The organism is Algoriphagus halophilus (assembly GCF_900129785.1).
GTDB classification, from domain to species: Bacteria; Bacteroidota; Bacteroidia; order Cytophagales; family Cyclobacteriaceae; genus Algoriphagus; species Algoriphagus halophilus.
On sequence record NZ_FSRC01000001.1, the window covers coordinates 1,391,483 to 1,407,333 of the forward strand.

General features: G+C 38.7%; 14 protein-coding genes. 3 read left to right on the forward strand and 11 right to left on the reverse strand.

The features are described 5' to 3' along the window. The first annotated feature begins 155 nt into the window (after positions 1–155). From BUR11_RS05940 to BUR11_RS05950, 3 genes are read left to right on the forward strand one after another with little or no spacing between them, the layout of a single operon-like run. Positions 156–1,331 (forward strand): efflux RND transporter periplasmic adaptor subunit, encoded by a 1,176-nt coding sequence (locus tag BUR11_RS05940; RefSeq protein ID WP_084560866.1) that lies wholly within the window; start codon positions 156–158, stop codon positions 1,329–1,331. A 33-nt stretch (positions 1,332–1,364) separates the two neighbouring features. Further along, positions 1,365–4,508 carry an efflux RND transporter permease subunit gene (locus tag BUR11_RS05945; protein ID WP_074223871.1) on the forward strand — a complete coding sequence of 1,048 codons (3,144 nt, stop codon included), beginning with the start codon at positions 1,365–1,367 and terminating at the stop codon, positions 4,506–4,508. After that, entirely contained in the window at positions 4,505–5,956 is a 1,452-nt protein-coding gene (locus BUR11_RS05950; protein WP_074223872.1) for a TolC family protein, read from the forward strand. Before BUR11_RS05945 ends, BUR11_RS05950 begins: the two co-directional genes overlap by 4 nt. A gap of 64 nt (positions 5,957–6,020) precedes the next feature. On the opposite strand, the gene BUR11_RS05955 is transcribed toward BUR11_RS05950, so the two are convergent. The 11 genes from BUR11_RS05955 to BUR11_RS06005 all read right to left on the reverse strand — a co-directional run bounded on the left by BUR11_RS05955 (position 6,021) and on the right by BUR11_RS06005 (position 15,795). Further along, the gene (locus BUR11_RS05955) at positions 6,021–6,863 is read right to left on the reverse strand and encodes an alpha/beta hydrolase (protein ID WP_074223873.1); all 843 of its coding nucleotides are present in this window, start codon (positions 6,861–6,863) and stop codon (positions 6,021–6,023) included. Between the two features lie 164 nt (positions 6,864–7,027). Then, a complete protein-coding gene (locus BUR11_RS05960; protein WP_074223874.1) occupies positions 7,028–8,041 on the reverse strand; it encodes a DUF3500 domain-containing protein in 1,014 nt (337 codons plus the stop codon). Between the two features lie 173 nt (positions 8,042–8,214). Next, on the reverse strand, positions 8,215–8,925 hold the full coding sequence (locus BUR11_RS05965) for an SGNH/GDSL hydrolase family protein (RefSeq protein ID WP_074223875.1): 711 nt from the start codon (positions 8,923–8,925) through the stop codon (positions 8,215–8,217). Positions 8,926–8,978: 53 nt separating this feature from the next. Next, on the reverse strand, positions 8,979–9,284 hold the full coding sequence (locus tag BUR11_RS05970) for a hypothetical protein (protein ID WP_074223876.1): 306 nt from the start codon (positions 9,282–9,284) through the stop codon (positions 8,979–8,981). A gap of 74 nt (positions 9,285–9,358) precedes the next feature. After that, positions 9,359–10,171, reverse strand: coding sequence for a C45 family autoproteolytic acyltransferase/hydolase (locus BUR11_RS05975; RefSeq protein ID WP_074223877.1), 813 nt, complete (start codon positions 10,169–10,171; stop codon positions 9,359–9,361). Positions 10,172–10,344: 173 nt separating this feature from the next. Then, on the reverse strand, positions 10,345–11,469 hold the full coding sequence (locus tag BUR11_RS05980; protein ID WP_200800384.1) for an FG-GAP repeat domain-containing protein: 1,125 nt from the start codon (positions 11,467–11,469) through the stop codon (positions 10,345–10,347). A 38-nt stretch (positions 11,470–11,507) separates the two neighbouring features. Beyond that, a complete protein-coding gene (locus BUR11_RS05985) occupies positions 11,508–11,921 on the reverse strand; it encodes a S41 family peptidase (protein WP_143185852.1) in 414 nt (137 codons plus the stop codon). Positions 11,922–12,024: 103 nt separating this feature from the next. Next, the gene (locus tag BUR11_RS05990) at positions 12,025–12,315 is read right to left on the reverse strand and encodes a chaperone modulator CbpM (RefSeq protein WP_074223878.1); all 291 of its coding nucleotides are present in this window, start codon (positions 12,313–12,315) and stop codon (positions 12,025–12,027) included. Continuing rightward, positions 12,308–13,219, reverse strand: a complete 912-nt coding sequence (locus BUR11_RS05995) for a DnaJ C-terminal domain-containing protein (protein ID WP_074223879.1) — start codon at positions 13,217–13,219, stop codon at positions 12,308–12,310. Before BUR11_RS05995 ends, BUR11_RS05990 begins: the two co-directional genes overlap by 8 nt. A gap of 76 nt (positions 13,220–13,295) precedes the next feature. Next, positions 13,296–14,273, reverse strand: coding sequence for an NAD(P)-dependent alcohol dehydrogenase (locus BUR11_RS06000; RefSeq protein ID WP_074223880.1), 978 nt, complete (start codon positions 14,271–14,273; stop codon positions 13,296–13,298). 67 nt (positions 14,274–14,340) lie between these two features. Further along, entirely contained in the window at positions 14,341–15,795 is a 1,455-nt protein-coding gene (locus BUR11_RS06005) for a sulfatase (protein WP_074223881.1), read from the reverse strand. Positions 15,796–15,851 lie beyond the last annotated feature (56 nt).

Sequence of the window (15,851 nt, forward strand, 5' to 3'; positions counted from 1 at the left end):
AGCCAATCATGTAATGGGTTTCCCGGTTTTTTGAAAATAATGTAATTTAGAAATCCTTCATACGTTAGAATCAGTACCTCTTCATATGATTTGAAGTGGTACAATTCCATTAACTAACCTTGAAGAATTGAGAATAACTAGCTGAATAATTACCCATGAAATCTATTTTTACTGAGAGGAAATTAAAAATTTCCTTTAAAGGTTGGATTGTGTTTTCTGCACTGTCCTTACTTTCCCTAAGTTCCTGTGGTGACGGAGAAGGTAACCGCCGAAAGAAAAACAAACCATTAAGTATTCCAATCATGGAACTTACTTCCAGAAGTATAGAGGTTCCTCAAACTTATGTTTGTGACATACAGGCGGTTCAATTCGTGGAAGTCCGAGCCAAAGTGGAAGGGTTTGTTGAAGAAATTTATGTGGATGAGGGAGAAGAAGTAAAAAAAGGTCAAGCGTTATTTAAACTTAACTCCGCTGAGCTCGGAGAGGTTGTCAATAGTAGTAAAGCACTTTTGATGAAAGAAAGGGCCGAAGCGCAGGCAGCCAAATTAGAAGTAGAACGTCTCCAGATTTTAGTAGACAAAAACATCATTACTGATTCTGAATTAGAGTTAGCCAAAGCAAAATTGGAAATGGCTGAGTCAGGGATTCTTCAGGCTGAATCTATGTTGAAAAATGCACAAACAGGACTTTCATATAGTATTATTAAAGCCCCATTTGATGGAATTGTAGATAGAATTCCTTTTAAGACAGGTAGCTTGGTCACTCCTGGAGACCTCATGACTCATATTACTGATATTTCCGAAATTTTTGCCTACTACAAGGTAACTGAAAATGAATACCTGCGGTACATGCGCGAAAGGCAGGAAAAAGGGGAGGAGTTTACGGAGAAGGAAATCACGTTAGTACTGTCTGACGGACAAGAATACCCTTATAAAGGCAAATTGGAAACCATGGAAGCAGATTTTGAGAGAGGTACTGGCTCCATAGCCTTTAGAGTCCGATTCCCAAATCCTGATGGTTTGATAAAACATGGTGCCAGTGGGAAGGTGATGATGACGAATGAAATGGAGGATGTGTTTTTAATTCCTCAAAAATCAAGCTTTGAAATTCAGGAATATACTTACGTCTATATTTTAGATAGTGATAATACGGTAAAGGTGAGAAGTTTTAAACCGATCAGAAGGTTTGGACTTTTTTACGTGGCTGATGGTTTTCAACCGGGTGACAGAATCATATACGAGGGGATACAACAGGTGAAAGATGGAAGTCTTATAGAACCTGTTCAAGTATCTGATCAAGAGGCGTATGATACGCTCTATCATTCGCTATAATCTTCTGTTCACCTAAATAAGTAAGCTTTATCCATGTTTGAATTATTTATCAGGCGACCGATTTTATCCACGGTCCTTTCGGTGATTATTGTCTTTATGGGCTTATTGTCATTGACATCCTTGCCCATCACACAGTTTCCAGAGATCGTTCCTCCCTCTGTTACAGTAACCGCAAAATATACGGGAGCCAATGCAGAGGTATTGGCAAAAGCAGTTGCCACTCCCTTAGAAAGAGCTATCAATGGGGTTCCGGGAATGACATACATGAACTCTGTCAACACAAATGATGGTGTCACTGTCATTACTGTGGTCTTTAAAGTAGGTACAGACCCTGACCAGGCGGCAGTAAACGTGCAGAATAGGGTGGCCACCGTGATTGATGAGCTTCCTGAGGAAGTAATCAGAGCCGGGGTGATGACTGAGAAAGAGGTAAATAGTATGTTGATGTATCTCAACATCATGACTTCTGACACCACCCAAGATGAGAAGTTTGTATACAACTTTTCCGATATTAATATACTTCCAGAACTGAAGAGAATTGATGGGGTAGGTTTTGTGGAAATCATGGGTTCCAGGGAATATGCCATGAGAATCTGGATGAATCCAGATCGAATGGTAGCCTATAATATTTCTCCCCAGGATATCACAGATGCAATCAGAAAACAAAACGTAGAGGCTGCTCCTGGTAAATCAGGAATTAGTTCGGATCAAGATCCCCAGGCCCTTCAATACGTGCTTCGTTACACGGGTAAGTTTAGCCAGGAAGTGGATTATGAAAACATCACCCTTAAGGCGCTACCGGATGGGTCCTTATTAAAAATTAAGGATGTGGCAGAGGTGACTTTTGATTCCCAGGATTACAATATGGCTTCTATTACGGATGGGCGTCCTTCTGCTTCCATCATGATCAAGCAACGTCCTGGATCTAATGCAAGAGAGGTAATAAATAACATCAAGAGTAAAATGGAAGAACTGGAGCAAACATCCTTTCCTCCAGGGATGATGTTTAATGTCTCCTATGATGTTTCAAGATTCTTGGATGCTTCTATTCATGAAGTAATCAAAACCTTGATTGAGGCATTTATCCTTGTTTCCATTGTAGTATTTCTCTTTCTACAAGATTTCAGGTCTACGTTAATTCCAGCCATTGCAGTTCCTGTTTCCTTGATTGGTACGTTTTTCTTCATGGGCTTATTCGGATTCTCCATTAATATGTTGACCCTTTTTGCCTTGGTGCTGGCAATTGGAATTGTGGTGGATAACGCCATAGTAGTGGTAGAAGCTGTCCATGTGAAGATGCATGACTTAAACATGAATGCGACGGATGCGACCATTGAAGCCATGAAGGAAATCGGAGGAGCAATTATTGCCATCACCATGGTGATGTCTGCAGTATTTATTCCAGTCGGATTTATGGATGGTCCTGTAGGGATATTTTACCGACAGTTCTCATTGACCTTGGCCATTGCCATCGTGATTTCAGGAATCAACGCATTGACCTTATCACCGGCACTATGTAGTATGTTGTTAAAGCCGGCCAAACATGTGCCTGAAGATGAAAAAGGATTGGTACAAAAGTTCTTTGATGGCTTTAATAAACGATATGATCAATTGTCCGGTAAGTATTCCGGGGTTTTGAAAAGGATTGCGGGAAGACAAGTGGTGACCTTTGGGATGTTGGGAATCTTTATCCTAGCAACTTTTGGTATCTCTAGTATTCTACCGACAGGATTCATCCCAACAGAGGATCAAGGGATGATTTATGTCAATATTACGACTCCTCCTGGGGCTACCGTAGAGCGAACAAAAGTGATTTTGGATGACGTTCAGGCCGCTTTATTGCCTTTGGAGGAAGTGGAGACGATCTCTACTTTGGCAGGGTACAGTTTATTGACTGAAACGGCAGGAGCCTCCTATGGAATGGGGATGATTAACCTCGTTGCTTGGGAGGATAGAGCACAAAGCGTCAATGAATTGATTTTGGATTACCAAGATCGGGTGAGTCATATTACAGGAGCTGAAATTCAATTTTTCCCTCCTCCAAGTGTTCCGGGATTTGGTAATGCCTCCGGTTTTGAGATGCGACTTCTGGATAAGACAGGAGGACCATTGGGAGTTACGGCCAAGACTACACAGGATTTTGTGGCCTTGTTGAATGAAAAGCCGGAGCTCAATGGAGTATTCACCAACTTTGACCCCAATTTCCCTCAATACATTCTCCATGTAGATCATGATAAAGCAGCGAAGCTGGGTGTTCCTGTGGAGGATGCCATGCTGACACTTCAAAGTTTCATTGGAAGCTTTTATGCCTCTAACTTTATCCGATTTGGACAGATGTATAAGGTGATGATTCAAGCAGCTCCTGAATACAGAACTAATCCTGAAGCTTTGCTAAGCATGTATACCAAAAGTGATCGGGGAGACATGGTTCCCTATTCAAATTTCGTGACCTTAGAACGGGTCTATGGGCCAGAGCAATTGACAAGATACAATATGTATACGTCAGCGATGATCAATGGAGAAGCTGCTGAAGGGTTTAGTAGTGGAGATGCGATCCAGGCGGTTGAATCTGCTGCTTTGGAGTTTTTGCCAAGAGGATTCGATATTGATTGGTCCGGAATTACAAGAGAGCAAATTGCTTCAGGCAATCAAGCAATCTACATTTTTGCGGTGTGTTTGATTTTCGTTTACCTGTTATTGGCAGCCCAATATGAAAGTTACTTATTGCCTTTGCCTGTCATCTTATCCTTACCTGCAGGTATCTTCGGCGCATTTTTATTGCTCAAGTTAACAGGCTTAGAAAATAACATTTATGCTCAGGTTTCCTTGGTCATGCTGATAGGACTTTTGGGTAAAAATGCCATTTTGATTATTGAGATCGCCATTCAAAATAGAAGTAAAGGATTGGGGATTATCGAATCCGCCATGAACGGAGGGGTTGAAAGGTTAAGACCTATTTTGATGACCTCATTTGCCTTTGTTTGTGGATTGATTCCATTGACGATCGCTTCCGGGGCAGGAGCCATTGGAAACAGAACCATCGGAACTGCTGCAGCAGGAGGGATGATGATCGGAACTATCGTAGGAGTTTTTCTGATCCCTGGACTATACGTAGTCTTCGAAACACTGTCTACCAAACTGAAAACCAAATCCCAAGCAACAGAAGTAACAAAATGAATCGATTCAAATATAGCATAGTAACAGCGGCGTTGGTATTAGGCTGGGGATGTAAGTCTTCTTATGAAATACCAGAAAAGAAAGCAGTTCCAGTTGAGTTTGAAACTACCAGTGATTCAACAAAAAATTTATCAGATCAAAGCTGGGACCAGTTTTTTGAAGATGCCAGGTTAAAGGAATTAATCAGATTGGCACTTCGAAACAATTACGATTTGCTGAAAACCCTTGAAAAAATCCGCATTGCCAATGCCCAGATGAAAATGGGAAAATTAGGCATGCTCCCTCAAGTCAATGGAATGTTTGGCGCCAGTCAAACTAAGTTTGGTAAGTATACCATGGATGGGGTTGGGAATTACGATACTAATTTCTCAGAGAATATTACCGAGGACGAGAAAATTCCGGATCCATATAAGGATTTTGGGATTGGAGCTCAGTTCTCATGGGAATTGGATATTTGGGGTAAATTTTCCAATAGGAAGAAAGCTTCTATCTCCAGGTGGCTTGCAACCCAACAAGCAGCAAACTTGGTTAAAACTCAATTGGTTGCTCAAGTCGCAAAATTGTACTACCAATTAGTGGGACTTGATGAAGAGATTATCATTTTAAATAAAAACATTTCTTATCAAGAGATCGCATTTGGGCTTTCCAAGGATTTAAAAGAGTCAGGGAAAGAGACACAATTGGCGGTAGATCAATTTGAGGCGCTTCTTTTACATTCTAAATCCTTACTTATAGAAAAGGAAAGAGAGTTGAAAGCAACAGAGTTGGCACTTAAAGGATTAGTAGGAAGTTATGAAGTTTCTCTGCAGAGAACGACTTTGTCGCAGGTAAACTTTATGCCGGAGATACTACAGATTGGAGTCCCTGCTCAATTATTACAAAGAAGACCAGATATTCTCCAAGCAGAAAATGAATTAGAGGCAGCTCATGCAGATGTAGGGGTAGCGAGAGCAGCTTTCTTCCCATCCGTAAGGTTATTTGGTTCAGCTGGATTTAATGCTTTTGATTTCAGTAAGTTTTTCTTTACTCCAGGTTCGGCCGTTTATGAAATGGGTGCAGGCCTAGTAGCACCAATATTTAATAGAGGTCAAATTAAAGCAAGTTTTGAGCAGGCTAAAGCTTCCCAACAAATCGCTTGGTTGGATTATGAACAAACTGTATTAAATGCCTATTTAGAGGTCATTCAGGTGGTGAATGAATATGCAACGTTGGATGAGCAATTAGACTTGAAGACGGATGAAGTTTTGGTTTTGAGGAGGTCAATTTCCAATGCGAATACCATGTTCTCGGTAGGATATGCGAATTACCTGGATGTCATCAATTCACAAAACCGGGCGCTAGAAGCAGAGTTGAATTATGTAGGACTTAAAAAACAACAATTAGCAAGTATTGTAAGTCTTTATAAATCCCTTGGTGGCGCAGCTACCGATTTGGATGTAGGAGAATAAAAAAATGGTAGAACCCAACAAAAAGGGAAAGTACTTCCGTGCTTTCCCTTTTTGTTTTGTAAGGCTATTCAATTTTTACGTTGGGTTGATCCTCTAAATAGCCAAGAGATTGGAGGAATTCATCTGCTGCCAAAAGAGTCTTTTGATAGTATTCAAAGTTGGGGTAGTTGAAAAACCCATGAGGTTGGTTCTCATATAACTTTAATTCACATCTACTTCCTACCTTTTCCATCACCAGTTGATAATATTCAGCAGTGGTAACGGGCACGAGACGGTCTTGAGTCCCGAGCATCAATAGGGTAGGAGGAGCTCCAGCTCTAATATTGTGAAGAGGAGAGAAGCTTGGATAAGTTTCTCCAATCCGTTCATATCCATAGCCTCCAGGACCATTATCTATGACTGGATTAAACAAGACCAATGCGTTTGGAACAGGGCTGATGTCCAAAGGATCGGTGGCTTCATTAAAATCAGGACTCAAAGCTGTTGCGGCGGCCAAGTGCCCCCCGGCAGATCCTCCAGAAGCGATGATCTTTGAAGGGGATACATGGAACTTTACGGCATTTTTTCTGATATATCGAATGGCTGATTTTGCATCTTTCAAGGATTCAAAAGGACTGGTTTGATGCTTGTTTTTTGTCCTGTAATCCACTAAAAAACAGATCAGTCCTCGCTTGGCAAAGTAATCAGCTTGGTGTTCAAAATGGGATCTGTCTCCACCTACCCAGCCTCCTCCAAAAAAGAAAACCATGGCAGGGTATTCTTTCGTTTGGTCCATTTCTTCCGGATAGATCACTTCCAAGAATAATTGCGTTGTATCTACTTCCTTATAAAGTATCACTTCTTGGGCTGAAGCAATTTGTAGGAGGAAGAAAAACATTATTCCTAACAAAATTGACCGATCGTTCATAGTTCAAATGCTTTGTTTTCAGAATGGTTATTGGTAAACAATAGACTCAATTAAAGTGGGAACTACTGAATAGTTAAGAAGTGGTATTGAAACCTTTGAACCAATTCCAGATCACTTAATTCACTGCTAGGTCCATTCTTCAGGGTTTAATTTGATCAATAGGTTTATGGGGTATGATGATCTGAATTTTCATAATGTTCTTTGATCAGGTCTTTTCCAAAATCCCCATTAAAATCTCTCCATACGGTATGGATATGATTTGCATTGGTCTGTGTGTTGTCAAATTCTATTAAGAATGACTTTCCTTGGATTCTATAATAATGACCCTCACCAGATTTAGTAGTTCCTGCCCATCCAAACCTGATTTCACCTAGTTCTTCATCTTGAATATTTTTCATCCTTTCCATTGCCAATTTTTCAGGCATAGTGGATAGGTATTCATCAATAAGACTTAAGAAAACCTTTTTTTGACTGGAATTTAACACCTCAAATTTGATCCCTTCTGGAGATAAGGGGTCAACTTCGATTGAGTTTCTGGTCACGATATCATTAATTGGGGCCTCCTGAAAAATAGCGATGGCTTTCTGCTCTTGGTCGAGAGAATTGACCAATTGAAAGCCGAGCTCTTCTTCTTTTTCTAAAGTTTTTTCCCCTTTTCTTGGTCCAGAAGGTATGACTGCTGGATTTGCCCCAAAAAATCTTGGAGCTATGGTTTGTTCATTATTGAGTACTGTGAAATTTAAGGATATGTGATGTCCTTCAAAGGACCAAGACCAAAGACTATCTGTTTCTGGATTACCATAAAAAGCCACAAAAAACTTATCAGGGTCACGCATTACCGAGTCCCCAGACATTTCTCTCAAAACATTTTCCAGATCCATAATCTGTATGGTTTTTAAATACCCTGTTTCGGAAAGAGAGGATTGAAGCAATTCATGTAGTAGCTTTTTCTGTGTGATATCTAATTCTGCCAACGAAATTCCTGCTCTTGGAAACATAGAACTTGGAATATAATGCCATTGGGTCTTTGTCTCATCATCAAAAGAATAAAGCACTTTTTGCTTTTGATCCTGGCTCATGGAATTCAAAAATTTACTGGCAGGATCATCCTTTAAAAGTATAAATGCTAGAAAAATTGAAGAAAAAATGAGCAGGCCTACTAAAACAATTTTTTTCATAATGACCTTTAATTAGTTTGAAATTGAATTTACTCACTACAAAATAGGACTTTTTGAAATAGGAATTCGTGGATTTTTAAAGGAAACTCAAATCAATCAGGTGTTTTTTAATTGAATAGAGAAGTAGAAGGACGATCGAACTCGGTACTATTGACTATAGGTAGTAATGCTAATTAGAAGTAAGTCAGGATTTCTTCAGCTATAAGCTGGTGGCCTTTCTCATTGGGATGATTTCCCTGAGACATATATTCCATGACACAATTACAGGATTCTTGAATTTTTTGGAATATATCATAACTGTCCACCAAACCCACTTGATATTTTTCTGCCAATTCAATTATTAGTTGACGATGTAAATCGAGTTCATTCCCGGGTTCTGTAAGATCTACTTTGAGATCAGGAGATGGTGTCAAAAGAATTACTTTGATATTTTTCTTTAAAGCTTTGACAATCATCTTTTCCCAAGCCTTTTTGGATGTTTCCAAACCGATTCTTCGATCATTTAAAGCATAATCTATGAACAAGATGTGGGGTTGATGGGGGAGAACTTCTTTGTTAAACCTCTTTTGCCCACTGTGAGAATCCTCCCCGCCAATGGCGGTATTGATTACATTGACCACCGCATAAGGATAAGCTTCCTTAATTCCTTTTAAAACCAGAAAAGGGTAGGAGTGCAGCGTATTTACATCTGGAGTTTTGAAATATCCAGCAGGTACGCTGTGTCCATGAAATACCAGGTTAATCGTTTGATTCTCTGGCCATTTGACAATCAACTCTGATTTGATTTCATGCAGGTAATTTTCTTTTGAATCCTGTTCAGGTGTTTGGGCATATGAAACACAGGTGAAAAGAAATAAAGAGGAGGCAATAAGTACTTTTTTCATGAACGGAAGCGGAGTTGTCTGCTGGTTACTTTTTAAAAGACTGAATTGATAATTCACCATTCTAGCTTTAGGTATTCTATTTCATGTGGCTTACCTGGCGCAACCAAAAATCTTGGTTTATCCGAAAGCTCATAAATGACGCTGGCAAAAGTAAATCGATTACTCACCACATCTTGACCATCATTATCCCTTGAACTCAATACTTTTTTTATTTCATCAATACTGATGGATTGGGTGTTTTCAGTAAACCGATTCTGAAATGATTTGATGCGCTGACATTCGTATAATCCTTCTTCAGGAGTCTTATTGTTTGCTGCCAAAGAAGCCAAATAGTTGGCACTGTAATCGGTATTGCTCATGGGATGGTTGGTATGATAGGTGAAAATAGAATTTTCAAAGGGTCGGAATTCTTCCAGTTTATTTGAGGAACATTCTAAACTCTTTCTGGGCCTCCCAAAATGTAATTTTGACCTGATGCATGATGAATCTGCTTCAAAAAATCCAACGCCTCCTCTTGCGTATCCTTACTTAAAACTCCTCTTACAATAAAGGTTACCGGCAAGCCCGTTTTGGCATAATCCAATTGCATCAAGGTATTGCAATTGATAGAAACAGATTGATTATTCATTCCTGTCAATCCCAAATGGCCTGGTACTGACAGGTACATGACTTCTTTACTCGAATTGGATTCAGAAGCTTTGATCACTGTTTGAAAACCATGAAAAAATTCTGGAATATCCATGTTTTGGGCGGTAATGCTTGGAAACTTAGCAGTTTTATTGACACCGAAAGAACTGCAACTATGTGCCATTACGTCTTTGGTATTGAACCAATATTCATCACCTAGTTGATGCATAAAAATCGTTTCAAATTCTACCCCTGATCCATCGCTGATTCCTTTTACTTCTTCTAATAATTCGGGAGTGTATTCCTCAACAGAAGATAGATAGTCAGTCTGCTCTAAAAAGAGCGTGATAAATTCTTTAGGATCTATTCCAGTAGTAGATCGTATATCCTCATAAAGCAACTCGATGACATCTTGGATATCTTTTTTTAACAATTTCCCATGCTCAAAACCTCTTTGATAGGGGGATCCAGTTAGTTTTAAATATCTGAGGTTCCCATTAGCAAGAATTTCTAGGTTTACTTTTGGCTTTACCGATGTGTCTTCTTGATTTGATTCTTTTGGTGAACAAGAGAAAAATAATAGATAAAGAGAAACAAGAACTACATGATAGTTTTTCATAAAATCTAAAAATTGAATTCAGTTGAATTTACACAAAATAGATGGAATTGGATTAAGTAAAGAATTTGTAAATCAAGAAGATATAAAAAAATTTGGGAGGTCAAACGCTTTGTTTAAATGGGGGGGTAATCAGAAAGTAGGACGATAAAATATTCAGGACCCTTTTTAAAAGATCAATTATTGGGTGTGGGCTTTAATCGATTAAAATAAAAATAATTGAGTTCATCGGAATTACTCTCGATGATATCCAATCTCTGGTCGTTATTTAAATCTTTGAGGATGATATCGTAAGTGTCTAATTCTCCACTGGAGAGGGGAATCTCTTTCCAACTATTTCCATTTTGGAAATTTAAGAAGACCTTATTGGGTCTCCCCGAATTTGCAATAACTATATCAATGCTGCCATTATTGTCTAAATCCCCAAAATCCAAAGAATAAGATTCATCTGAACTGGGGTCAAAAATGATGTTTCGTTGGTAACCTAAGATTGAATCTCCAAAATAGATCACATTGGGCTCTCCAATATTGGCTGTAATGATATCCAGATAACCATCTGAGTCTATGTCAATCACTCCAACAGATCTAGTTTCATCTGTGCCAGTCCCAAATGGTAATCGGGCAGTAAATGTCAGAGTTCCATCATTTAAGTAGATGTAGTTTTGCTGCCCATCTCGATTTGCCAAAATCAGGTCCATGTCTCCATCTTGATCCATATCTGCAACATCCACATCGATGGTGGAGTCGTCAGAGGATCCAAACTCTACTCGATCACTAAACTCCCCATGTCCATTATTCAGACAAATTTCATTGACACGACCTCTATTGGTAATTAAAATATCGATATCTCCATCGGTATCTATATCCACTGTTTTTAGATTTCGAGTGGGGGAATAGTCATTTCCAAAAGTACCAGACCTGGTGTAGTTTCCTTTTCCGTCATTAAGGTAGATTGCATTAGGGGCCATATCGTTTCCTACAGCCACATCCAAGTCTCCATCCCCATCAAAATCTGCTAGTTCAGTTGCATAACTTGTTTCATACACATCATCTAGCAAACGGGACACGGTAAAGATTCCGTAGCCATTATTGTAAAATACTTTATTGGTTTGGGGCCAATGCCTTCCATCTGCTACCACCACATCTATATCTCCATCCAGGTCAATATCCCCAGCGCTTATGGAAGCTGATTTTTCCTTTTCTCCACCCAAAATCAATCTGGAATTTGTAATAAACTCGACTTCTTGGGCATTTACCAGTAGCGATAAGAAAATCAAAGGAACGAACATTAGCTTCTTCATAGTGTAAACTGGTAATTTTTGGATAGGATGTTTTTTCTCTAATTCAACCGTTTCAATAAGCCCTCTAAAATTTCATCCTCCTCATCTAAAAGATAGTCTTTGATAAAGATATCTGGAATTACTCCCCGCTCTGTGGTACTTCCATTCACCCGGACAATATAACCTTTTGAGGCTTGGACTTCTATGCCTGAATTGGGTAATTTATACCTAATAACTGAGGCATATAAAGAGGGGTATTCGCCGGTCTCCTCGCCGACAATTTCACCAAAATTATAGTCTTGAATTTGAGATGCTGTAACCGCTGATTGAGAATGAGCTTCAATTAAAGATTTATATAGGTAGTCTAAATCTTCCAATACCTCTTCTTTAGAGAGAAGTTTTGATTTTGATTGGGCAAGGATGGATAGGGTGGATAGACATAAAAAAATGAGTACTTCCAGTATTTTTTTCATATAAGAAAGGTCCAATTGAAGGTTAGTACCATGAAGACCAATTGGATAATCTCCAATGATACCTCAAGCTTGGTAATTGCAAAATAAATTGGATGTCTTATACCTATTCATACAATTTTAACCGGTTTTTGAGAATGGTTAACTCCTCTTTTAGTTCTTTTTCTTTTTGTAAAAGATTAAAAACTACGTCTATGCCCTCCAAATTAAGATTTAACTCGTTTCGCAGCCGAATCATTTTTTCGAGATCTGAGATTTGATCTTGGTGTATAAATTTGTCATTTTGAATGAATTCAATATGGATCAATCCAAATTCATTTAGCTCTTCTACAAAGGAATTATCAATACCATAGTTTAAGCAAATGGTTTTGATAGCTATTAAGTGAGTCTCAACCATGAGTTCTAAGTTTTTGTAATTCTTTGAATAATTCTTTTTCGCGTTCGGTTAATCCTGTTGGAGTTTTGATATGGTAAGTGATAATCAAATCTCCAAATTGTCCTTCTTTTTTGTATACAGGAAAACCTTTTCCTTTTAATTTGGCTTTGGTGCCATTTTTGGTTTCTGGACTTATTTTGAGTTTTACTTTACTGTCAAATGTGTCAATGATGATCTCACCTCCTAAAATGGCGGTGTATAGGTCCAGATCAACATCTTTATACAAATTGTCTCCCTCTCTCTTAAATGAAGTGGAGTTGTTGATGATAAATTTGATGTATAAATCCCCGTTAGGCCCTCCATTGATACCTGGCCCTCCATTTCCCTTAATTTTGATTTGTTGTCCATTTTCTACTCCTGCAGGAATGGTCAATCTTATTTTTTTATCATTTACAGTTAGTATTTGCTTTTGGGTTGTATAAACATCTTTGAGGTCTAAATGCAATTCTGCATTGTAATCTTGACCTTTGAATTTTGGAGTTCTATGCCCATGACTGGAATAAGTTCTTCCTCCACCTCCAAACATGGATTCAAAGAAATCTGAATAATCCTGACCCGAGAAGCTTCCTTGACCGGATTCATGCTGGGTATACTGTGATTGTTGCCGTCTTTGCTGTTGAGCTTTTTCAAATTCCTCTCCGTGCTTCCAATCTTTCCCATACTTATCGTATTTCTTTCTGTTTTCCGGATTGCTTAATACCTCATTGGCCTCATTAATTTCTTTGAATTTTATTTCAGCCTCTTTATTATCTGGATTAAGATCAGGGTGATATTTCCGAGCGAGTTTTCGGTAGGCAGCTTTAATTTCTTTTTCCGTCGCAGTTTTCGAAATGCCTAATGTTTTATAATAATCTATAAATGCCATAGGATAAATTACTAGTTAGAAGCACTTTTAATTTCGTGATTTTGATCGGCTTGTTGCTGAAATCCGGAAGAAATTTTCATTCGCTTCCTATTTTGATTACAATTTTCCCTTGATGAAGACCTCTTCCAAAATATTGGATCATTCCCGGAATTTTGTCAAAAGAGTAAGGTCCATCAATTTGAAATTTAAACCCATTTTTGAGCATAAATTGAGTAATACTTTCTAAGTCTTTATTTGGGATCAAACTCAGAATCTTGAGATTTTTTCCTAAACTTTTTGGCTTTAGTTTACTCCATATAAAAATACTCAAGAGGCTTTTAATATGACCACCAATTGTGACATAGGTTCCATTCTTCTTTAATGCCTTCAAATAGCTTTTGGGTAATTTGGTGGATTTACAATCCAAAATCAAATCGTACTGTTCGCCATTTTGGGTAAAATCGGTGGTGGTATAATCAATTACCTCATCAAACCCCAGCGCCCTCATTTTGCTTAGTTTGGCTTTAGAATCTACCCCGGTAACGTGGCAGTCATTGGTTTTAGCAAGTTGAGCACCTATGGTTCCAACACCACCGCCACCTCCATTGATTAACACCTTTTGTCCAGTCTTTATTTTTCCTAAATCCTGTAATGCTTGAAAGGCAAGAGTAGCAGCATGGGGGATGGCTACCACTTCTTCAAAACTTAGGGTCTTAGGTTTTGGAAGTAATTCTTTTTCCGGTACACTGATATATTCAGCGAAAGTTCCGAAGCCAAAATTTGAAATATCTCCATATACCTCATCACCCACCTTAAATTTGCTAACTCCTGATCCAACTTTTTCTATGATTCCGGAAAGCTCCATTCCCAAAATTTTGTTTTTTGGTTTGGTAAACCCATACATGAGACGGTAGAGATAGGGCTTTCCTCTCACCATACTCCAATCATAGTCATTGATTGAAGTGGCGATAATTTTAACGAGCACCTCTTTTTCTTTAGGTTGTGGAAGTTCAATTTCTTGTATTCTCAATACCTCCTCAGGAAGTCCATATTTTGATAAAACAATCGCTTTCATAAAAAATTGGGGTGATGGGCCCTCTACAAGATAGCTATTTATTTAAAAGTTGAAGAAGTGGGACTATCTAATTTGCAAACGGGTTTTTACCCCATTCATATCTCTTAGCGGGATCGAAATCAGGATTTGGTTTTGGCATCTGTGCCTTGGTGCTTTGTTGCCAATTTTTTAATACAGATTTCATTTCCTCAAGCTTTTCTGGATAGCTGAATTTTAAATCAGTCATTTCACTTAGATCAAACTCCAAATTGTAAAGCGAGAATTCCCCTGAAACCAAATTTTCAATGATTTTCCACTTTCCTTTTCGAAGGGCGGACATGGGAACCGTATGGTGGTACACCGGGTAATGAGTAAAAAGTTCACGTTCTGGGTCTATCTTATTTTCAGTGAGAATAGGAAGCATTGTAATTCCATCAAAAACTTGATTTTCGGGCATGGAACCATTCCCTAATTCTACAAAAGTTGGATAAAAGTCCACACTGGAAACCAAGGCTTCAGTTTTGATTCCTGCTTTTATTTTTTCAGGCCATCTCACAATTAATGGAACTCGAACTCCACCTTCATACACCGTTCCTTTTCCAGCTCTTAAAGGGATGTTTGTAGTGGCTATATATCTTAATGGATGACCTTCTGGATACACCTCCAAACTGCCTCCTGCCAATAATGGAATGTGATCGAACCGATTATTGACTCCACCGTTATCCGAATAAAAAATGAAGAGGGTTTCTTCTGCTAATCCTAACTTTTCAAGAGTTTCCATGATCTTTCCAACGCTCAGGTCCACATGCTCGATCATGGCTGCATAAACTGCATTATTGGAATAGTTTGGATCATTTTCTTTATTCAGGTATTTAGAAATCAATTCTTTATCCGCGTCTAACTGAACATGCACATCGTAATGAGAGATGAAAAGGAAGAAAGGCTCATTTTGATTTTCCTCGAGAAAATTTATTCCCATATCAGTAAGTACTTCACTTAAACGCTTCTGTTCATTTGATGGATATTCAGGAGTAAACCTGGGATTATAAAAGCCACCTCCAACATAGGTATGGGCTTGATCATAGCCTCTGTTTTGAGGTAGATGTTCTGGATTGTTTCCTAAATGCCATTTCCCAAAGTACCCTGTCTTGTATCCAGCGGACTGCATGGCTTCACCAATCGTTATAATTTGATTGGGTAGGTGCTGAACTTCATGATGGGGAACAGTTACCTTCTCATAGGGTCTCCAATGTCCGGGTATAAAGTCAAAAATTCCTACTCGCGCAGGATATTGTCCAGATTGAATACTCGCTCGAGTAGGGGAGCAAACGGGAGCTGCATAGGCATTGGAAAACACCATGCCCTGAGAAGCAAGTTTAGAAATATGGGGAGCTTCATTAAAGCGATTTCCATAAACCGGTAAATCCCGACCACCTAGGTCATCAGCCATGATGAATACGATGTTGGGTTTCTTTTGGGCAAAGCTGGAATTGAGAAAAAATAAACTCAAAAAAAGGGCAAAAGTCACTTTTGAAAATTTCATAGGAAGGGGTATTTGGGTATAAAGGGTAAATCAACTCAACAATAAAAAGAATTCAA